This is a genomic window from Vreelandella neptunia (assembly GCF_034479615.1).
GTDB lineage: Bacteria > Pseudomonadota > Gammaproteobacteria > Pseudomonadales > Halomonadaceae > Vreelandella > Vreelandella neptunia.
The window spans coordinates 1,441,898-1,461,159 of sequence record NZ_CP140255.1 but is presented as its reverse complement, the minus strand read 5'-3'; the positions used below and the strand labels follow the sequence as shown (position 1 = coordinate 1,461,159).

Annotated in this window: 15 protein-coding genes, 1 tRNA gene and 1 pseudogene; 5 read left to right on the top strand and 12 right to left on the bottom strand. The window is 53.6% G+C overall.

Features of this window, described 5'->3' with window-relative positions; all coding sequences use genetic code 11:
• Positions 1-93: 93 nt before the first annotated feature.
• From SR894_RS06625 to hutI, 5 genes are all read right to left on the bottom strand, one after another.
• Complete coding sequence (locus SR894_RS06625; protein ID WP_223288185.1) at positions 94-1,440, bottom strand: Na+/H+ antiporter family protein; 1,347 nt, start codon at positions 1,438-1,440, stop codon at positions 94-96.
• Between the two features lie 152 nt (positions 1,441-1,592).
• Positions 1,593-3,128 carry a histidine ammonia-lyase gene (hutH, locus tag SR894_RS06620; RefSeq protein WP_223288186.1) on the bottom strand — a complete coding sequence of 512 codons (1,536 nt, stop codon included), beginning with the start codon at positions 3,126-3,128 and terminating at the stop codon, positions 1,593-1,595.
• Positions 3,129-3,193: 65 nt separating this feature from the next.
• Positions 3,194-4,873, bottom strand: a complete 1,680-nt coding sequence (gene hutU, locus SR894_RS06615; protein ID WP_223288187.1) for a urocanate hydratase — start codon at positions 4,871-4,873, stop codon at positions 3,194-3,196.
• Between the two features lie 54 nt (positions 4,874-4,927).
• Positions 4,928-5,875, bottom strand: a complete 948-nt coding sequence (gene hutG, locus SR894_RS06610) for a formimidoylglutamase (RefSeq protein WP_223288188.1) — start codon at positions 5,873-5,875, stop codon at positions 4,928-4,930.
• On the bottom strand, positions 5,865-7,079 hold the full coding sequence (gene hutI, locus SR894_RS06605; RefSeq protein ID WP_223288189.1) for an imidazolonepropionase: 1,215 nt from the start codon (positions 7,077-7,079) through the stop codon (positions 5,865-5,867). Before hutI ends, hutG begins: the two co-directional genes overlap by 11 nt.
• A 313-nt stretch (positions 7,080-7,392) precedes the next feature.
• On the opposite strand from hutI, the gene SR894_RS06600 reads away from it, so the two are divergent.
• Positions 7,393-8,715 carry a YjiH family protein gene (locus SR894_RS06600; RefSeq protein ID WP_223288190.1) on the top strand — a complete coding sequence of 441 codons (1,323 nt, stop codon included), beginning with the start codon at positions 7,393-7,395 and terminating at the stop codon, positions 8,713-8,715.
• A gap of 86 nt (positions 8,716-8,801) precedes the next feature.
• Here SR894_RS06600 and hutC read toward each other — a convergent pair whose 3' ends face one another.
• Positions 8,802-9,515: a histidine utilization repressor gene (gene hutC / locus SR894_RS06595; RefSeq protein WP_223288191.1), complete on the bottom strand. Its 714-nt coding sequence runs from the start codon at positions 9,513-9,515 to the stop codon at positions 8,802-8,804.
• A 90-nt stretch (positions 9,516-9,605) separates the two neighbouring features.
• Here hutC and SR894_RS06590 point away from each other — a divergent pair.
• From SR894_RS06590 to SR894_RS06580, 3 genes and pseudogenes are all read left to right on the top strand, one after another.
• Positions 9,606-9,803, top strand: a pseudogene (locus SR894_RS06590) (IS30 family transposase); the annotation flags it as partial.
• Positions 9,804-9,864: 61 nt separating this feature from the next.
• Complete coding sequence (locus SR894_RS06585; RefSeq protein ID WP_223288192.1) at positions 9,865-10,161, top strand: type II toxin-antitoxin system HigB family toxin; 297 nt, start codon at positions 9,865-9,867, stop codon at positions 10,159-10,161.
• Positions 10,158-10,520, top strand: a complete 363-nt coding sequence (locus SR894_RS06580) for a helix-turn-helix domain-containing protein (RefSeq protein WP_479694298.1) — start codon at positions 10,158-10,160, stop codon at positions 10,518-10,520. Before SR894_RS06585 ends, SR894_RS06580 begins: the two co-directional genes overlap by 4 nt.
• A 45-nt stretch (positions 10,521-10,565) precedes the next feature.
• Here the strand turns inward: SR894_RS06580 and SR894_RS06575 are convergent.
• From SR894_RS06575 to SR894_RS06565, 3 genes are all read right to left on the bottom strand, one after another.
• Positions 10,566-10,642 (bottom strand) — tRNA-Arg (locus tag SR894_RS06575).
• 91 nt (positions 10,643-10,733) lie between these two features.
• The gene (locus SR894_RS06570) at positions 10,734-11,681 is read right to left on the bottom strand and encodes an AEC family transporter (RefSeq protein ID WP_223288193.1); all 948 of its coding nucleotides are present in this window, start codon (positions 11,679-11,681) and stop codon (positions 10,734-10,736) included.
• Positions 11,682-11,823: 142 nt separating this feature from the next.
• Positions 11,824-13,845 carry a sensor domain-containing diguanylate cyclase gene (locus tag SR894_RS06565; protein ID WP_422822654.1) on the bottom strand — a complete coding sequence of 674 codons (2,022 nt, stop codon included), beginning with the start codon at positions 13,843-13,845 and terminating at the stop codon, positions 11,824-11,826.
• Between the two features lie 592 nt (positions 13,846-14,437).
• Here SR894_RS06565 and SR894_RS06560 point away from each other — a divergent pair.
• On the top strand, positions 14,438-14,947 hold the full coding sequence (locus tag SR894_RS06560; protein ID WP_223288195.1) for an REP-associated tyrosine transposase: 510 nt from the start codon (positions 14,438-14,440) through the stop codon (positions 14,945-14,947).
• Between the two features lie 141 nt (positions 14,948-15,088).
• Here SR894_RS06560 and pgm read toward each other — a convergent pair whose 3' ends face one another.
• The 3 genes from pgm to SR894_RS06545 all read right to left on the bottom strand — a co-directional run bounded on the left by pgm (position 15,089) and on the right by SR894_RS06545 (position 19,173).
• On the bottom strand, positions 15,089-16,681 hold the full coding sequence (pgm, locus tag SR894_RS06555; RefSeq protein WP_223288196.1) for a phosphoglucomutase (alpha-D-glucose-1,6-bisphosphate-dependent): 1,593 nt from the start codon (positions 16,679-16,681) through the stop codon (positions 15,089-15,091).
• Between the two features lie 194 nt (positions 16,682-16,875).
• A complete protein-coding gene (locus tag SR894_RS06550) occupies positions 16,876-17,901 on the bottom strand; it encodes a porin (protein ID WP_223288197.1) in 1,026 nt (341 codons plus the stop codon).
• Positions 17,902-18,126: 225 nt separating this feature from the next.
• Entirely contained in the window at positions 18,127-19,173 is a 1,047-nt protein-coding gene (locus tag SR894_RS06545; RefSeq protein WP_223288198.1) for a porin, read from the bottom strand.
• Between the last annotated feature and the right edge of the window lie 89 nt (positions 19,174-19,262).

Here is a 19,262-nt window from a genome sequence, read left to right as displayed (position 1 = left end):
CCCGCACAAAAGCGGGGCGTTGGTCATACACGGGCAAATGATTAGGTAGCACTGTCGTCGAGATCGTATTGCGAGCAGCCCCCTTCAACTGAACTAAAGTACCATGGCAGCAACCCAGCCGAACACAATCAGCGGAATGTTGTAGTGCAGGAAGGTAGGCACCACGCTATCCCAGATATGGTCATGCTGCCCATCGGCGTTGAGGCCTGCGGTGGGGCCCAGGGTGGAGTCTGACGCGGGTGAGCCTGCGTCGCCCAGGGCGGCGGCCGTGCCTACTAACGCCACTGTCGCCATGGGTGAAAAGCCAAAGCTCAGTGCCAAAGGCACATAGAGCGACGCAATAATGGGAATGGTCGAAAACGAAGAGCCAATGCCCATGGTGATAAAGAGACCGACTAGCAGCATAATCAATGCGGCCAGCCCTTTGTTGTCACCGATAAGGTCGGCAGAACTTGCCACTAGCCCTTCCACCTCGCCACTGGCTTGCATCACACTGGCAAAGCCTGCCGCTGAAATCATGATAAAGCCGACCAGGGCCATCATGCGCATCCCCTCGGTAAAGATACCGTCCTGCTCATGCCAGCGGAAAACGCCGCTCATGGAGAGCAAGGCAAACCCAAAGATACCGCCAAGTACCATCGAGCCCGTCATCAGCTGCACAGTGACCGTACCTACCAGGGAAATAACCAACATGGCCTTTTGCCACCCGGCAAGAGAAAGTGCGGCTTCTTGAGGCGATTTGTCACCATGGGCCAGCTCACGGTCTTCGTAGTCACGCCCCTTGCGATAACTCCAAAACACCGCCACCGCTAACCCTAATGCCATTCCACCAATGGGAATCGCCATCGCCAGTGGCACCATTTGACGGGTCACTTCCAATCCCAGCGCCGCGCCACTTTCGTTGAGGTTCGCGAGCAGTATGTCATTCAGGAATATTGCCCCAAAACCTACGGGCAATAACATATACGGTGCCGTGATACCGAAGGTAATCACACAAGCCACCAGTCGCCGGTCAAGCTTCAGATGATTCATCAGCTTTAGCAGCGGCGGCACGAGCACTGGAATAAAAGCGATATGGACAGGAATCAAGTTCTGTGAGCTGACTGCCGCGGCTAACAGCGCCGCCAGCAGCGTATAGGTAACCGTGCGGCGGCTCCCCCCTGACTCGTCTAACTGGAAGCGTCCAATCGCCCGGCTGGCCAGCAGCTCGGTAATACCAGAACGGGATAAAGCGACGGCAAACGCCCCTAACACCGCATAAGAGAGCGCGATGGTGGCACCATTGCCCAGCCCCTCATTAAAAGCGTCAAGGATCTCTCCAATAGGCATACCCGCATATAACCCACCTACCAGCGTGGCGACGATAAGAGCAAACACAACCGAAACGCGAGCAAGACTCAAGCCGACCATCACTAGGATAGCCAGAACGATAGCATTCATGAAAAACCTGCTTTGTTGTTAGATGGTAATAACGCGTTCCCTATGGCCTAGCGCCACAGGGAAACATGAAACGCTCAGGAGCTTGTCGGACTTGACCGATCGTCGCGAGAAGGCCGGGATTCGCGGTAGATCAGCGTTAGTCCGACAGGCTGCTAGTGCTGGCTTGGCAACGTATGCGGATGCGCCAGCGGGCTTAAGGTGCGCTCACGTATTAGTTCGCTAGCGGCTTCGATATCGGGCGCGAAGAAGCGATCCTGCTTGTAGTGGCTGACCCGCGCACGTAGCAGTTGCCTGGCTTGCTCTAACGGCTGAGTAGTGGTCAAGCCCTGTCGCATGTCCAACCCTTGGCACGCCCCCAGCCATTCGATGGCTAAAATGCCGCACACGTTCTCCGCCATTTCCCACAACCGCTTACCGGCGGCAGGCGCCATTGAGACATGGTCTTCCTGGTTAGCCGAGGTTGGCAGGCTGTCGACACTATGCGGGTGCGCCAACGCTTTATTTTCACTCGCCAGCGCCGCGGCGGTAACCTGGGCGATCATAAACCCGGAATTGACCCCGCCGTTCTCGACCAGAAATGGCGGTAGCTGCGACATGTGCTTGTCCATCATCAAAGAGACACGACGCTCGGCAAGAGAGCCGATCTCGGCAATGGCTAACGCCAGGTTGTCAGCGGCCATGGCCACCGGTTCAGCGTGAAAATTACCGCCGGAGATAATGTCATCCTGCTCGGCAAATACCAGCGGGTTATCAGAGACCGCGTTGATTTCCGCTGCGAGCACCTCGGCCGCCTGACGGATCTGGGTTAACACAGCGCCCATCACCTGAGGCTGGCAGCGCAACGAGTAAGGATCCTGGACTTTATCGCAGTTGGCATGGGAGTCGCCGACGGCACTCTTCTCACCGAGGAGATGGCGGTAAGCGGCGGCCGCGTCAATCTGGCCGCGCTGACCACGCACCTCATGAATCCGGGCATCGAAGGGCGAACGCGACCCCAAGGTGGCTTCTACGGTTAGCGAACCACATACCGTCGCCGCTGCAAACAGGTCTTCGGCGTCGAATAGCCCCCGCAGGGCATAGGCAGTCGATACCTGCGTGCCATTCAGCAGCGCCAGGCCTTCTTTGGGCGCCAGCGTGATGGGCGCTAGGCCAGCTATTTCCAGTGCCTTTTCGGCGGAAACCCACTCCCCTTTGTAGCGAGCTTTGCCCTCGCCTAGCAGCACAACACTCATATGCGCCAGGGGCGCCAAATCACCGGAAGCTCCCACCGATCCTTTAAGCGGAATATGCGGATACACCTCGGCATTGATCAGTGCCAACAGGGCATCCAATACCTCACGGCGGATGCCGGAGAAGCCCCTCGCCAGGCTGTTGACCTTAAGCACCATAATCAAACGCACCAGGGCGTCGTCTATCGCCCTTCCCACGCCAGTGGCATGAGAGAGCACCAGGGAACTCTGTAACGATTCAAGATCTTCGTTGGCAATGCGGGTCTGGGCCAATAAGCCGAACCCCGTATTAATGCCATAAACCGTACGGTTTTCACTGACGACCCGGTTCACGCAATCGACGCTTCGCTGGATATCCGCATTGGCGCTTTCCGGTAACGTGACAGGCACATACGCTTCGTGGATCTGGCGGGCTTGGGCAAGGGTCATTTTGCCGGGCTGAATTTCTAGATGTTTCATGTGTTCGCCTTTAGAGACAGGAAGGTGGTCATCCCACCTTCTCAACTGTTGTATTTGTGCGGGCTTTACTGATTGAGCATCGGCAAATCAAGACCGTTTTCGCTGGCGCACTTTCTAGCAATGTCATAACCAGCATCGGCATGACGCATCACGCCGGTGCCCGGGTCGTTGCGCAGCACACGGCCTAAGCGGGCGTGGGCATCATCGCTGCCGTCACACACGATCACCACGCCAGAATGCTGGGAATAGCCCATGCCTACCCCACCGCCATGATGTAGTGACACCCATGTGGCGCCGCCTGCGGTGTTTAACAACGCGTTGAGTAACGGCCAGTCGGAAACGGCGTCAGAGCCATCCATCATCGCCTCGGTTTCGCGGTTGGGGCTGGCAACGGAACCCGAATCGAGATGGTCGCGACCAATAACGATCGGTGCTTTTAGTTCGCCGTTCTTCACCATTTCGTTGAAGGCCTGCCCCAAGCGGGCACGGTCTTTAAGCCCCACCCAGCAAATGCGTGCTGGCAGTCCCTGGAAGCTAATACGCTCGCGCGCCATGTCGAGCCAGTTGTGCAGGTGCGGGTCATCGGGAATGAGTTCTTTGACCTTCTGGTCGGTCTTATAAATGTCCTCAGGATCCCCGGAGAGCGCCACCCAGCGGAAGGGGCCTATGCCCTGGCAAAAGAGAGGACGAATATAGGCAGGCACAAAACCCGGAAAATCAAAGGCGTTAGCAACCCCTTCTTCCATTGCCATCTGCCGAATGTTATTGCCGTAATCAAAGGTGGGCACGCCCATCTTCTGGAAGTCGAGCATCGCTTGCACATGCACCGCCATCGATTGCTTGGCCGCCTTCACGGTGGCTTCAGGCTCAGACTTGCCCCGCGCTACGTACTCTTCCCATGTCCAGCCGGAAGGCAGGTAGCCATGCAACGGGTCGTGGGCGCTGGTCTGATCCGTGACCATATCCGGTTTGATGCCGCGCTTAATAAGTTCCGGCAGCACATCGGCGGCGTTACCACACAGGCCGATAGAAATCGCCTTACCTTCGGCGGTATAGCGCTCAATACGCGCCAGGGCGTCATCAAGGTTGTCAGCCTGTTCATCCAGGTAGCGGGTACGCAAGCGGAAGTCGAGGCTCGCTTGCCGACACTCAATATTCAGCGAACAGGCGCCGGCCAACGTAGCCGCCAACGGCTGAGCACCGCCCATACCGCCAAGCCCTGCGGTCAGAATCCAGCGCCCCTTAAGCTCACCGTCGTAGTGCTGGCGACCCGCCTCAACAAAGGTTTCGTAGGTGCCTTGCACAATGCCCTGGGAGCCGATGTAGATCCATGAACCCGCCGTCATCTGGCCGTACATCATCAAGCCTTTGCGATCCAGTTCGTTGAAGTGCTCCCAGTTAGCCCAGGCGGGTACCAAATTTGAGTTGGCGATCAATACCCGGGGGGCATCCTTATGGGTCTCAAAAACGCCGACGGGTTTGCCAGACTGGACTAGCAGCGTCTGGGTATCTTCCAAGCGCTGTAACGTTTCGACGATTTTGTCGTAGCACGCCCAGTCACGGGCAGCGCGGCCGATGCCGCCGTACACCACTAAATCCTCGGGGCTTTCGGCCACATCCGGATGAAGGTTGTTCATCAGCATGCGAAGCGGCGCTTCGGTCAGCCAGCTTTTACAGCTGAGCTGAGTACCGGTCGGCGCAAGGATCTTACGTGAAGCATCGTGACGTTTATCGTTGGTTGGCATGGCGTCATTCCTTGTGTTTCTGTTCGTTATTCGTTGGTCTAAAGGCGTGCCCTGTCATTCATTCAGGGTCAGCAAGTGGACGAGCCGAGCCGCTGCTCTGGCGGTGCGGCTGTCGATATCCAGGCTGGGGTTAAGTTCTGCCAAGTCCGCAAGGCGGAGCTTGCCGCTGTCACGCACGGCTTCAACCAGCGGTTCAATCAAGGCAAGCGAAACACCGCGTGCGGCGGGCGCACTCACGCCGGGGGCTTCGGCAGCGGGGAGTACATCCAGGTCAATGGTCAGATAAATGTGGTCGCACTTGGCGATGAAGCGCTGTACGTCTCTGACGATAGAATCCAGGCGTAGCGCATCAATCTCACGATCTTCCCGAACCAGTGTTCCGAGCGCAGCAGCGCGGGTAAATAAGGCGCGCGTATTCGCAGCGCGGCTTACCCCCAGGCAGGCGTAGCGAAACAACCAATCCCACCCTTGGCACTTATCGGCAATCTGGGCGAAGGGTGTGCCCGAGGAGCGAATATGCGCTGGATCGCGCAAATCAAAGTGCGCGTCCAGGTTTATGATGCCGATCCGCGGTGGCGCCGTTTTTGGCATAAAAGACTGCGCCAGACCCAGCCAGCTGGCATAGGCCACTTCATGCCCGCCGCCCAGCACAATGGGCAGGTGGCCAGCGGTTAATAATGACGTCAGACGGTCAGCAAGCGTCTGTTGCGCTGCCTCTAACCCATCATCAACACAGCGCACATTGCCGGCATCGTAAGCAGGCGCTGTGCGATGCCAAGCCAACGGCGCCAGCGCACGGCGTAACGCATTAGGGCCTTCAGCAGCGCCGGTGCGGCCCTGGTTACGCGCAACACCTGCATCACTTTCAAAACCCAGCAGTGCACACCCCGGTGCGGCGTTGTTGGTTAACGGCTCGATACGCTGGTGCCAGCGGTCACTATCGGGTTCAGGATCCGTGCGCCCCTGCCAGAGCGCCATATCAATAGACGTATCAGCGGCCATGGGTTAACTCCCCCTGATAGATACGTTGACGTAGGCGGCCTGGCTGCACCGCGTATGCCAGCTCAGCGGGAGTCTCAATATCCCAGACACACAGATCAGCCACCGCGCCTTCGTGAAGCTGCCCCTGCCCTTTCAATCCTAGTGCGGCAGCACCATTGGCGGTCATCCCCGCCAACGCTTCCTGGGGCGTCATGCGAAACAGCGTACAAGCCAGGTTGAGCATTAACGTGGGCATAAATATCGGCGAGCTGCCTGGATTGGCGTCGGTGGCCACAGCCATCGGCACGGCCGCTTCGCGCAGCCCCGCAATGGGCGGCTGCTGCGTTTCACGCAGGGTGTGGAAAGCACCGGGGAGAATGACGGCCACGCTGCCTGCTTCGCGCATGGCAGCAATACCGACGTCATCGAGATACTCAATGTGGTCAGCGGACAATGCGCCGTGGCGGGCTGCCATCGCGGTGCCCCCCAAGTTTGAGAGCTGCTCGGCATGCGCTTTGATGGGTAAACCATGAGCTTGGGCGGCTTTGAAAACCCGCTCACATTGCGCTACTGAAAAGGCGATTTTCTCACAAAAGACATCGACGGCATCGGCCAGCCCCTCCGCCGCTGCGGCAGGAATCATTTCATTGCAGACCAGATCGATATAGCCGTCGCTATCGTTCTCATACTCCGGCGGCAAGGCATGGGCACCTAATAGTGTCGTCAAGACGCGCACAGGCATCTCTTCGCCTAGACGCCGAGCAACTCGCAGCATTTTCAGTTCATTAGCCACGTCCAAGCCATAGCCCGACTTGATCTCGACCGTCGTGACGCCTTCTTCAACCAGCGCTTTAAGACGTGGCAAGGCGGCATTAAAGAGCGTTTGTTCACTCGCTTCCCGGGTCGCATAAACGGTACTTAGAATGCCCCCGCCACGGCGGGCAATCTCTTCATAACTGGCGCCCTCCAAACGCGCCTCGAATTCGTCAGCACGCGCGCCGCCAAACACCAAGTGCGTATGGCAATCCACCAGGCCGGGCGTCATGACGCCGCCCCGCCCCATATCATGGCAGCCATCCGCCTGTGATTCCTCGAAGCCATTCATGGGCGTCATGGTGATAACACGCTCACCTTGAGTAATGACGGCCATGGGCTCCGGCAACGTTTTCAGACCATCGAAGACACTGATATCGCGCCAAAGGTAGCGACGTTTGTTATTAGCCATGGAAGTCTCCTTGGAGCAAACATAATGTATATACAATTAAGCCCACCCTCTAATCCTTCGTCAAGCAGTGAAACAACAAAACAAGCACCCATAAAAATCTAACAAAAACTCAAAAAATAAAATAAAACATTTATTTAACAATTGGTTAATTGAATAAAAAGAAGCGAGCAAGAAGTACATGGCGACTACCAGATTAGACTAATGTCTATTTTTAAAGCGCTATACGTAAATGCCACATAGAGGTAGCTTATTGTATATACATAACAAGAAACCAAGATCATAGCGATGACAACCAAACAACTAGAGGCGCCCCATGCACCCCATAGACCCACCCACTAAGCAGCGAACCAACGCTGCCACCATCTTTAAACTGTTTGTGCCTAGCGCTCTGGGCATCCTGATCTTCTTTGTTCCCATCGAGCTAGGAGGACGCAGCACTATCCTGCTTGACCATATGGTCACCGGACTGCGCTCTTTGATGGGGGAATACAGCGGCATTTATGCGTTAGTGATGATCGTGGCGGGCGCCGCCTACCCACTGCTCAAAGGCTATTGGCGGCGAACAGTGACCGAAAGCATTTTCAGCGTGCTGAAAATCATTGGCGTCGTTGTTGCCGTAATGGCGTTAACGGGTTGGGGGCCTGCGTTTCTGCACGAACCGGACATGCTGCCCTTCTTGTTCGAGAAACTGGTGATTCCGGTGGGTTTGATCGTACCAATCGGCGCGATTTTCCTGGCACTGTTGATCAGCTATGGGTTGCTGGAATTGATTGGCGTACTGGTTCAGCCGGTCATGCGGCCCATTTGGCGAACCCCTGGGCGCTCGGCAATTGATGCCGTTGCTTCTTTTGTAGGCAGTTACTCGATCGGGCTATTGATTACCAATCGGGTTTATCAAGCGGGACAGTATTCAGCCCGAGAAGCCGCCATCATTGCCACTGGTTTTTCCACGGTGTCGGCAACGTTCATGATCATCGTGGCCCGTACGCTAGATCTGATGGGTATTTGGAATTGGTACTTCTGGCTCACCCTGTTGATTACGTTCATCGTCACGGCGATCACGGTGCGGCTGCCGCCTCTGGCAAGCATGGATGACCATAAGAGTGACGGCGAACCGGAGCCAATACCGGGGAAACGCTTGAGCACGGCCTGGCAAGCAGGCACGGAGATTGCTGCCAAAGCGCCCAGCCTTCACCGCAGCGTAGCGATCAACTTTAAAGAAGGCTTGATAATGGCCATCAGCATCCTGCCGTCGATCATGTCGGTAGGCCTGCTCGGGCTTCTCATCGCCAAATACACGCCCTTATTTGAATGGTTGGGATGGTTGTTTTACCCCTTTGTCGCCATCTGGGGGCTAGATGACGCTGCGGCGCTAGCGCAGGCATCTGCTTCTGGACTGGCGGAAATGTTCTTACCGGCTCTACTGATGGCCGAGGCCGAATTCGTCGCCCGCTTTGCGGCTGGCGTGGTGTCAGTCTCCGCCGTGCTGTTCTTTTCGGCTTCCATCCCCTGCATTCTTTCTACCAGCATTCCGCTTTCGGTAGGCCGCATGTTGATCGTTTGGTTCATTCGCGTTGCCTTGAGCTTGCTACTCGCGATACCCGCGGGCTACTTGGTGCAGTCACTGATCAGTTGAATCCCAGTCCAGTTAAATATCCGCATTAACGACAATGCCACGAGGTCGAACAAACCGGCCTCGCTTGGCGCTTGCTTTGCTTCTGTTTAAGCGCTTTTTCTTTGCAGGGAGGAGCGTAATTTATAGCGGTCGCCAGGGTGGATCAGGCGCGCATAGCTAATCAAATGCTCTTCAGACCAGGTACGCCGCACCATGCTCAAACAAGGCGTCTGGGTATCGATACTTAGCCATTTTGCGGTTTGCTCATCCACTAGCACCGCCTCAACGATATGTTCCATATCCGTCATGGGACAGGCGGCGACCAGCACCTCGTTAGGCGTATGGCGCGAAAAGTCGGTATCAAGATAATCTGGCACCCAGCGCGGGTTAACGTAGCGGTTCTCAAGCTGAATCGGAATGTCATTCTCATAGTGCACCAAGAGAGTATGAAAAACCCGACTCCCAAGCCTCACGCCTAACCGCAGCGCCACTTCATCGTCTGCTTCAATCGCCTCTTGGCTGATCACTTTATTGCGGTACCGATGCCCTCGAGAAAGGACTTCTTCGGCAATGTTGTATACCTCCACCAAAGAGGACTCAACCTTACGGTCGGTAACGAAGGTGCCGACCCCAGGTTGACGTACCAGGTACCCTTGCTGCACTAAATCTCTAATGGCTTTATTGGCCGTCATCCGGCTTACGCCAAAGTCTTTCGCCAGCCGCTCTTCCGTAGGTATCTGATGATTCAGCTGCCAATCACCGCACTGAATCTTATCCAACAGATGTTGACGGATCTGCTGGTAGAGAGGAGGACTAGTCATGAAACTCCTTTGTAATTAAGACCGTTTGTCTATACAGACATCTTACTAGCCTTGGATTCTAGATTCATAGAATAAATGCCGCACCTTGTGTCACACAGCAACACCAATGGCCTGATTAGGCACTGTTTTCCTAAAGGTACTGACTTCCGAAAAGTGACCGATGCCGAGCTACGGAGTGTCATCAATAAGCTAAACGATAGACCAATAAAGCAGCTGGGACACCGGGTCCAGGTGTTTTTAGGTGAACACTCAGGAGCACTAGAAACCGCAGGTGCTGCACTTATTTAGTTGAATTCATGCTTTACTCCCAAAACGGGAGCACCTACAATCTCCCAAAAAGGGAGAAAATATGAGAGTCATAGCAAAGCGCACACTGAAAGAGTTTTGGGAGCAGGGCTATGACGACGCCAAGACCCCTTTAACCGAGTGGTACAACATGGTGCTCCGAGCATCCTGGGAAACCCCGCAACAGCTGAAGGCCGACATTGGAACCGCCAGCATCCTTAAAGGCGGGCGTGTTGTTTTCAATATCGGTGGCAACAAGTATCGAGTCATACTCTCCATTCGGTATGAGCAGCAAATTGCTTGGGTTCGTTTCGTTGGCACCCACGCCCAGTACGATAAAGTCAATGCGGAGACAATATGATGAACATTCAGCCTATACATAATGATGCCGATCTTGACCGGGCGTTTGCTCGCCTTGAAGAGCTTTGGGCTGCTGAACCAGGCACTCCTGAAGCGGACGAGATCGAAGTGCTCTCAATCCTCATAGAGAAATACGAGGATAAACACTTTCCTATCGGGCAGTCGGATCCTATTGAGGCGATCAAATTCCGCATGGAACAGCAGGGGCTGACGCCGCGTGATCTTGAAGCATACATCGGCTCTAGCGGCCGAGTTTCAGAGGTGCTGAACCGTAAGCGCAAACTCAGCCTTCGCATGATCAAAAGCCTTCATGAGGGGCTTCGAATCCCTTATGAGAGTTTGATGAGTCAAACCGCTTAGTTGTCGGTTTTTGGTGTACCTAGGAGCGGCTAGGGGGGGGTGATATGGCGTCCCTGGCAGGAGTCGAACCTGCGACCTGCCGCTTAGGAGGCGGCTGCTCTATCCTACTGAGCTACAGGGACTAACGTCGTCTAAAACTAGCGGGCGCGTAGTATAACGCGTCGACATAGGCAGGGCCAACCGAGTTGGGCTATTTAGCAGAGCTATTCGGCTCTATATCCAACCTAGTAAACGCAGAGCAAAAACCCCCAGCGTAACGGTAATACTCGCCATCAACGTGGTAATGGCGATGATATTGGCAGCTAGGGCCACATTGCCGCCTATCGCTTTCACCATCACAAAGCTGGCGGCGGCGGTGGGGCTGGCGAAGAATAGGAACAGCAAGCCCAACTGCTCGCCTGAAAAGCCCACCATCCATGCCGCCAAAGTGGAGAGTATCGGTAGCGTGACCATCTTCATCAAGCTGGCGCCTAGCGCCACTTGGCTGCTGTCACGCATGCTCGAAACGGAGAGCGTCGCGCCAATACAAATCAGCGCCAGCGGCAGTGTTAACGAGGCAAAATAGTCCCCCGAGGTCACCACCCAACTGGGCAGTGGAATCGAAAGCGCGGTAAAGGGTAACGCCGCAAATACGGAAATAATTAGCGGGTTCTTCGCTACATGCTTGAGCAGGCTACGCCAATCGGTGGACTGTCCAGGCTGGTAGAATGCCAGTACGACAACCGAGAACGCGTTATACATCACAATCACCACGCCCAGCAGAAGACTACCCGCTGACAGGCCATAGTTACCGTACATGCCCGCCGCTAATGCCAAGCCCACTACCCCGCAGTTACCACGAAACGCGCCCTGGACGTAAATTCCGCGATCCTGATGGGCAACACGGAAATGCGCCCATGCCCAACTGAGCAGGAACTGGCCGAGCGTGGCCGCGGCAAAAAACACCATCAGCGAAACGTCTAACGCAACGCTTAAGTCGGCTTTTATCAAACTGAGGAAAATCAAGGTGGGGAGCGTTGCTCTAAATACCAACGCTGAAGCGGTCGAGACAAAGGCGCTATCGATCCATTTCAAGCGTTTAAGACCCAGGCCAACAAATACCATTGCGAAGACAGGCAGCGTCACATCAAGCGTGCGGGCAAACAGTTCTAGTAGGTTCACAACAGTATCTCGGTCAGCCTTGATTTAAAAAACTGGCTTCAACAACAAATTTAGCACCTGCTTATACTGTACTGCCGGACAGCGTTTGTCGACTGGCAAGCGCATCCTTGATGTGTGGAACACAACACGGATTTAACTGACGTTATTTAGACTGATCAAAGAGCTCCATTACATCATCATGGGGCATATTAATCACAACCCCATCACGCCCGTGCTCTTTGGCTTTGTAACTACCGGCATCGGCGCGTGCCAGGACATCATCCACACTGCTATCGCTATCATCAAAAGTAGTCACGCCGATACTTAAGGTGACCATGAACTCTTTACCTTCATGGGTAACGGAGATTTCACTCACCGATTGGCGCAATGACTCTGCGATTCTTCTTGCCTGAGACAGGGTGCAGCTGGGGAGCAGCACGCCAAACTCATCGCCACCTTGGCGCGCCACATGGTCACTACGGCGAACTTCCCAGGCAACCACCTGTGCAATACGGCGCAGCATTTCGTCGCCTAGCGCATGGCCACCTTCATCATTGATGGGTTTAAAGTGATCCAAATCGAACAGCAGAAGGGCTGACGGCGTGCTGGTTTTTTGGAAATCAGCGAAGGCTTCTTCTAAGCGGCGCTCAAAGCCTCGGCGATTCAACAACCCGGTTAACGGGTCGTGCTCCGCCTCCCAACGCTGAATAGCTTCCTGCTCGCGGCGCTCGGTAATATCTTTGACAACCCCGACTAACCCCAAGGTCTGGCCATCTTGAGAAAGCGTAACCACGCGGGCATGAATATCCAGCCACAGCAGCTCTTTGTCGCTACGCAAAAAACGCAGCTGACGGACAAAATCGCTGCCGGTACGAAGGCTATGTACCCACATATCTTGAGCCCCGTCGAGATCATCCATGTGGATCTGCTTAATCCAATAATCCATGGGGGAGTCAGCGGAAACACCCAACATCTCCAATAGTGCGGGGTTCATATAAGTGATGTCGCCCTTAATGTTGGCGACAAACATACCCTGAGGCGCCGCATTGAGCACCGAGTCAAGGAACGCCTCGCGCTCTTGAAGATTGCCTAGCAGCAACTGCCGCTCATCTTCCACACGGTTAAAGGTACTCGCCACCTGCTGTAGCTCTTGCATATTGGTCGCCAGGCTCACGCTCTCACGGTGCCCTAAGCCCACCTCACCAATCTGCTTCTCCAAATACCTCAACGGTGAAAGTACTCGGCCCAGCATCCACCACAGTAGAGGGAACATAAGTAAAACCAGCACAACCCATGTCCACCATAACTGCCTAATAAAGTCTGCTAAAGGAAGTTGCGCTTGAGATATGGGCAAGTAAAGACCGACAATCCAACCGGCAGGCCATACTTGGGAATAGGACTGAAGCGCCATTTCCCCAGATAACAGCTCCCCCACGCCATCCCCTTCCCAACCATCTAGCGCCAAGTCCAACAAAGGGTTAAATGACCGGCTGGGTACAGAATCATTAATCAATGAAGTATTAGGATGGTATAAGACCTTGCCTGAAGAGGTAGCAACACCCGCATAGCCTTTTTCGCCCAAGCGTACTTTGGCTAAACGGCTAAATATCCCCCCTGAATCCAAGCTAAGAATCCCCCCAACAAAGCCATCAAAATCACCTTGTTCGGTGAAACGTGGCACCCCCACTAGCACCAATGGCATACCGCTCGCCCGCCCTACGAAGGGCTCACTTACGTAAGGCCGGCGGATACCGCGCAACATACGAAAATACTCAAGCTCGCTGGTTTCAAGCCCTACCCGGCCAACAATAGCGGGCCAATCGGCAATAATCTTCCCATCGCGATTGGCGACCACAATTCCCTCAAACCATGCCAGCAGGCTATCGTTCTGCCGCAATTGATAGCTGATCCAACTCGCATCTTCAGTGGCGCCGATCATTTCTCTTAGACGCTCTAACGCCTGAAAGCGCATATCAATTTGTTGGGTAACCTCATCGGCGAGCAGAGTGGCTTCATAGCGCAGGTGTGACATATTAGTGTCATGCACCATGGTTTTACCAACTTGCCACGCCATACCCAGCACCAAAGCAATCAGCAACAGCAAGGTAAAGGAAAGCCCCAGCAAGAGCCGGCCCTTTAATGAACTAAAAGAAAATAGATTTTTTAGCAGATAGGCAAAGCGCACCGACCATCCTTTTTATGCATACTTTACTTAGCTCCAGAATCTGCTGGGTAGAATCAATGACACAGAGAACGTACAAACCTACCAAAAAAGCAGCAATCATGCGCGTTGAATGAATCTAACTTAAGTCTTTTATCATGTAAATGATAGTGAGTACTCATTATCTTACCTCACTGCAACCTTCTTTATGGCAAAACTAATAGCAGGTTAAAAAAACATATCCAGGTATTCGCAGGCTAGCTGTCCTGGCAAAATAATGTTCAGGAGAAGGGGCCGAAGCGTCTCTGCGCTCCACATGAAGGTTAGACATGACGATCCCAATTTGCTCTACAGCGTGGTCATTCTCGCTCAACGCACTGGGGACATAATCTTGTGGAGCTTTTCTAGATACAAAGATGGTGGAATGGATATTTAAAATCACCAGGAAGACACAGCAATGCCCAACGGGTGCATTATCCAGTGAAAGGGGGAAATCATTTCGCACCGCCGGCACCTTGGCAATCTAGACACCCTAGGCAAGTCGTAGGCCCCCAACACTAATAACGATACGCTACAATGAGCCTTCATAGCCCAATTTTTTTGCATGGAGGCAGGGGTGACATCCTATCGACGCACACATGTTCCTGGCGACTGCTACTTTTTTACCGTCGTTACCTACGCACGACAACCCCTTCTGGCAGATCGTCTCAATATCGAATCCCTCGGGCGTGCTTTCCGCAGAGTTAAAGAAGAACGCCCCTTCGTAATGGATGCATTCGTACTGCTCCCCGATCACCTCCACTGCCTATGGAGACTGCCTGAAGGCGACGCGGACTACTCTTCACGATGGCGGGATATTAAAAAATACGCCTCACAGGAATTCTTCTTCCCACCCGGCACCCATAATGCATGGCAACGAGGCTTCTGGGAACACGCCATCCGTGATGAAAAAGACTGGCAAAGCCATATGGATTACATCCATTACAACCCCGTAAAACACGGCTGGACTAGAGCACCCCAGGACTGGGAGTGGTCAAGCTTTCAACAATGCGTTCAAAAAGGCTGGTACGCCCCCGACTGGGGCACCCAAAAAGCCCCCTACATTGCCGCAATGGATTGGGAGTAAAGGAGTAAACCCTGGCACCGCTGCGCGATGCTTCCGCGGTGCACTGGGCCTTATGTCGGGCTTCATCTGTATTTAGCTTTGCACCTGAACTCCATACACCAATCTTGGCAATAACAGCGGCGTCCAGCGTCGCTCTAAAATTCAGGCCAGTACACCAGCCAACAATACCTTGGCGTTCTCAATCAATTCATCCAAGTGCTGTGCGCCTTTAAAGCTTTCGGCATACACCTTGTAAAGCGATTCAGTGCCACTTGGTCGAGCGGCAAACCAGCCGTTTTTGGTAGTGACTTTGATACCACCAATAGCAGCGCCATTGCCCGGCGCGCCTACCAATACAGCGGTGATAGCGTCACCTGCAAGGGTTTTCTCAGTCACGCTCTCAGCGCTCAGCTTTTTAAACGCTGCTTTCTCTTCGGGTGAACAGGCGGTATCAACGCGCTTGTAAAAAGGCTCACCAAAGCGCTCGGTAAGCGTACGGTAATACTCGCTAGGCGTTTTGCCGGTGACCGCCATAATTTCCGCTGCCAACAAACAAAGCACTATACCGTCTTTATCCGTGGACCATGCCTTGCCGTCACGGGTTAGCAAACTTGCACCAGCGCTCTCTTCGCCGCCAAAGGCGAGCCAGCCCACGTGCAGGCCTTCTACAAACCACTTAAAGCCCACCGGCACTTCATACAGCTCGCGCTGATGGGAAGCCACCACTCGATCGATCATTGAGGATGATACTAGCGTCTTGCCTATTTTTAGCGACGCGGCCCACTCAGGGCGATGTGTAATCAGATAATCGATACACACAGCCAAAAAGTGGTTCGGATTCATCAGGCCACTGGCATCCACTATTCCGTGACGGTCAGCATCCGGGTCGTTGCCAAAGGCGATATCGAAGCGGTCTTTAATCTTGAGCAAGTTAGCCATTGCCGCCGGGCTTGAGCAATCCATGCGGATCTTACCGTCGTGATCCGGTGGCATAAACGCAAACGCCGGATCAACCGTGGTATTTACGACATCAAGATTCAGATTGTAGTGCGCCGCTATCGCCTGCCATACCGGCAGTGCGGTGCCGCCCATAGGATCGGCGCCTAACGCCAAGTCTGCACCTTGGATGGCGGCAATATCCACCACGCTACCTAGCTTTGCGACGTAATGCGCCGTGAAGTCGTACTCCTGCGCGTGAGCAATCGCCTCCTCAACCGGCACGGTGAGCACATCTTCCAACTGACGCAGCAGATAAGCATTTGCACGCAGCTCAATCCAGCCGGTGGCGTCAGTATCCGCAGGGCCACCGTGGTGCGGGTTGTACTTAATGCCGCCATCTTCTGGCGGGTTGTGCGAAGGCGTGATGATTAAGCCATCCGCGAGCGCCACATCTGGCGCCGCCTGATCGTGGGGATGATTGTGGTGCAGAATCGCCTGGCTGATCAGCGGCGTCGCGGTGTAGCCGTGATCTTTCTCGACAAATACCGGTACCTTATTGGCAGCCAACACCTGCAGCGCGCACTCCCAGGCAGGGCGCGAAAGCGCATGGGTATCAAAACCTAAAAACAGGGGCCCCTGGTAGCCCGCCTCACACCGGTAGTCGACCACTGCCTGGGTGATGGCATAAATATGCGAAGCATTAAACGTACGCTCAATGGAACGGCCACGATGGCCAGAGGTACCAAACGACACCCGCTCCTGAGGGACGTTAGCACTCGGCTGCTGTTCGTAAAATGCTTTTAAGACGGCTTCCATTTTCTGAATTCCTTTTACGTAAACAAACAACCTCATCGGTTTTATGAAAAATGCCAACGCGAATAGTTATCTATAATTTATTAACCTACCGGCATCGTTCACTAGATGTTGAAGAGCATTGATAACACAAAAAGCCAACCATTGGAAAATGGTTGGCTTTTCATAAACGCGTAAGCTTTTGATAAATAATATTATCAGAAGTGGTACCGCGCCCCGGTTATCCAAAACATGTCCTGCATACCGCCACTACTCCGCACACTTGGTGAATCACTATCAGCCAATTCGATGAACACATCGAATGCACTGGAAAACTTGTAATAACCACCCGCAGCCCAGGCGTTGCTCTCTTCACCTTCGTCACGGTCTACGTTGTAGTAATCTGCAGTAAACGCCCAGGGCCCTGTGGAATAAGTACCACCTAAACCGACCGTTTCGAACCCCTTTCCGTAAGTGTCGCTGTTGTCTTGGGTTTCGATACCCAATCTCAGGGATAGCTGGTCAGATAGCGCGTATGTGCCAATAAGGCCATACAGCACTTCATCATTTCCGCTACCGCCACCACGAACTGCGTTTTCCACCGCACCAAACCCAATTTTGAACGGGCCTTGCTGATAGCGAATACCACCTTGGGCCGCGACATCAGAGCCATCACCACTTTGCTCAGCAGGCGTTAATCCACGCTCGCTGTAGTGCTTAACTTGTAGGAAAGAAGTAAAACCGTTCAGTTCTGGCGTGTAGTAAGCAATCGAATCGCCCCAAGACTGTAAACCCGATGATTTAAATAGCAATCCGCGGTCTTGATAAACGTCAAACGGCAGCGAGACAAACTGGGCATACATGCTATTAAAATTACCCGCCAGTAAGGTTCCGTACTGCTTACTTGATAAGCCGATATAGCTTTGTCGAATTTCGTTGAAGCCCTGAGCCGTGTTGCGCTCATCGCCTGTAAACCGCCACTCCAAATGACCTAACGCCGTTAGATCTGAAGTGACTGCATGGCTCATTCGAAACCCTAGGCGGGAGTATACATCTACGAATTCCGGGCCATCATCGACCTTATTGCCAGCGCTATCAAACTCAGGGCCACCGCCCGCAATACCCATGGCAATACGGCCGTAAATATCCAGCTTCGTACCATCCTGGTCATAAAGCGCTGCGGCTTGAACCGAGGAGATACTCAACAAGCTAGCTACCGCTACCGCCAACTGCTTCTTATGCATTAGAAATAATCCCTTGATACGCTAATTTTATTGACTGCTCTAGCTACTCAACTATGCAGCCGAATAATGTTATACAATATCAAGCAATTATTAAAGGAAAAACGTTCTTATTTGCATTAGCACATAAAAAGTCAAACTCTGACCCAAAAAAACCGGCCTCTTAGAGGCCGGTTCTTTTTGGTTCTGCTAGGCAGTTACCCTTTAAGCGTGGTGTTTAAACCAAGCTTAGAAGTGGTAACGAGCGCCTGTCAGCCAATATACTTCGTCAGTCAGGTCACCAAGAGTGGTGTCACGATTAACGGTCGGCGCATCGCCATCAGCAAGTTCTAGGAACACATCGAAGTTGCTGGAAACTTTGTAGTAAGAACCAGCTGCCCAGGCATTGCTGTCATCGTTATTGTCGCGGTCGATGTTGTAGTAATCAACAGCGAAAGCCCAAGGACCAGTGGTGAATGTACCACCTAGACCAGCTGTATCGAAACCGCCGCCAAGAACATCATTATCGTCACGGGTTTCATAACCCAGTCGCGCAGAGAACTGGTCGGTAAAGTCGTAAGAGCCGATCAGGCCGTAACGTACTTCGTCGTTACCATTGCCTTCTTCGATATCGTCAATAAAGCCTAGACCGACTGTAACCGGGCCTTGAGCGTAACGAACACCACCTTGAGCAGCCACTTCAGAGCCGTCATTAGGCTCAAATTCGCCACGTGAGCTGTAGTGTTTGCCCTGCAAGAAGACAGTGAAGCCACTCAGGTCAGGCGTGTAGTAACCGATAGAGTCGCCACGTGACTGAGTTGGGTGACCAGCAAATTCGAAGCCGCGGTCGATGTAAACATCGAAGGGCAGAGAAACGAACTGGTTGTAGAAAGCGTCAAAGTTACCCGCCTGGAAAGTACCGAACTGATCGCTTTGCAGACCGATATAGCTCTGACGAACTTCTTTAAAGCCGGTGTTGCCGTTGCCGCTAGGGCCGGTACGCTCGTCACCGTCGAAACGCCACTCAACACGACCAAAGGCAGTCAGGTCGCTAGAAATTGCATGGCTCATGCGCAGACCAAGACGTGAGTAAACGTCTACGAACTCTGCGCCGTTATCGATTTCTTGTGTGCCGCTGAACTCAGGGCCACCACCACGGATACCCATGGCAATACGGCCATAGACATCCAGCTTAGTACCGTCTTGGTCATAAACAGTTGCAGCTTGAACGCTTGAAGTAGCGCCTAAAGCAGCAATTGCACTAACGATAGCAGTCGCTAAAAGTGTTTTTTTCATGATGTAAGTTCCTTAACTCGTATACTGTTTCGATCGTTGCTGCTCAGCTCTTGATGAGCTGGCAGTTGGCTTTTGCGGGCCATGCTCTT

Excerpts from the sequence above, each read along its gene's own strand:
- SR894_RS06600 (WP_223288190.1), top strand. The coding sequence starts at position 7,393 with ATGCACCCCATAGACCCACCCACTAAGCAGCGAACCAACGCTGCCACC.
- SR894_RS06585 (WP_223288192.1), top strand. The coding sequence starts at position 9,865 with ATGAGAGTCATAGCAAAGCGCACACTGAAAGAGTTTTGGGAGCAGGGC.
- SR894_RS06580 (WP_479694298.1), top strand. The coding sequence starts at position 10,158 with ATGATGAACATTCAGCCTATACATAATGATGCCGATCTTGACCGGGCG.
- SR894_RS06545 (WP_223288198.1), bottom strand. The coding sequence starts at position 19,173 with ATGAAAAAAACACTTTTAGCGACTGCTATCGTTAGTGCAATTGCTGCT.
- pgm (WP_223288196.1), bottom strand. The coding sequence starts at position 16,681 with ATGGAAGCCGTCTTAAAAGCATTTTACGAACAGCAGCCGAGTGCTAAC.
- hutG (WP_223288188.1), bottom strand. The coding sequence starts at position 5,875 with ATGGCCGCTGATACGTCTATTGATATGGCGCTCTGGCAGGGGCGCACG.
- hutC (WP_223288191.1), bottom strand. The coding sequence starts at position 9,515 with ATGACTAGTCCTCCTCTCTACCAGCAGATCCGTCAACATCTGTTGGAT.
- hutH (WP_223288186.1), bottom strand. The coding sequence starts at position 3,128 with ATGAAACATCTAGAAATTCAGCCCGGCAAAATGACCCTTGCCCAAGCC.
- hutI (WP_223288189.1), bottom strand. The coding sequence starts at position 7,079 with ATGGCTAATAACAAACGTCGCTACCTTTGGCGCGATATCAGTGTCTTC.
- hutU (WP_223288187.1), bottom strand. The coding sequence starts at position 4,873 with ATGCCAACCAACGATAAACGTCACGATGCTTCACGTAAGATCCTTGCG.
- SR894_RS06550 (WP_223288197.1), bottom strand. The coding sequence starts at position 17,901 with ATGCATAAGAAGCAGTTGGCGGTAGCGGTAGCTAGCTTGTTGAGTATC.
- SR894_RS06625 (WP_223288185.1), bottom strand. The coding sequence starts at position 1,440 with ATGAATGCTATCGTTCTGGCTATCCTAGTGATGGTCGGCTTGAGTCTT.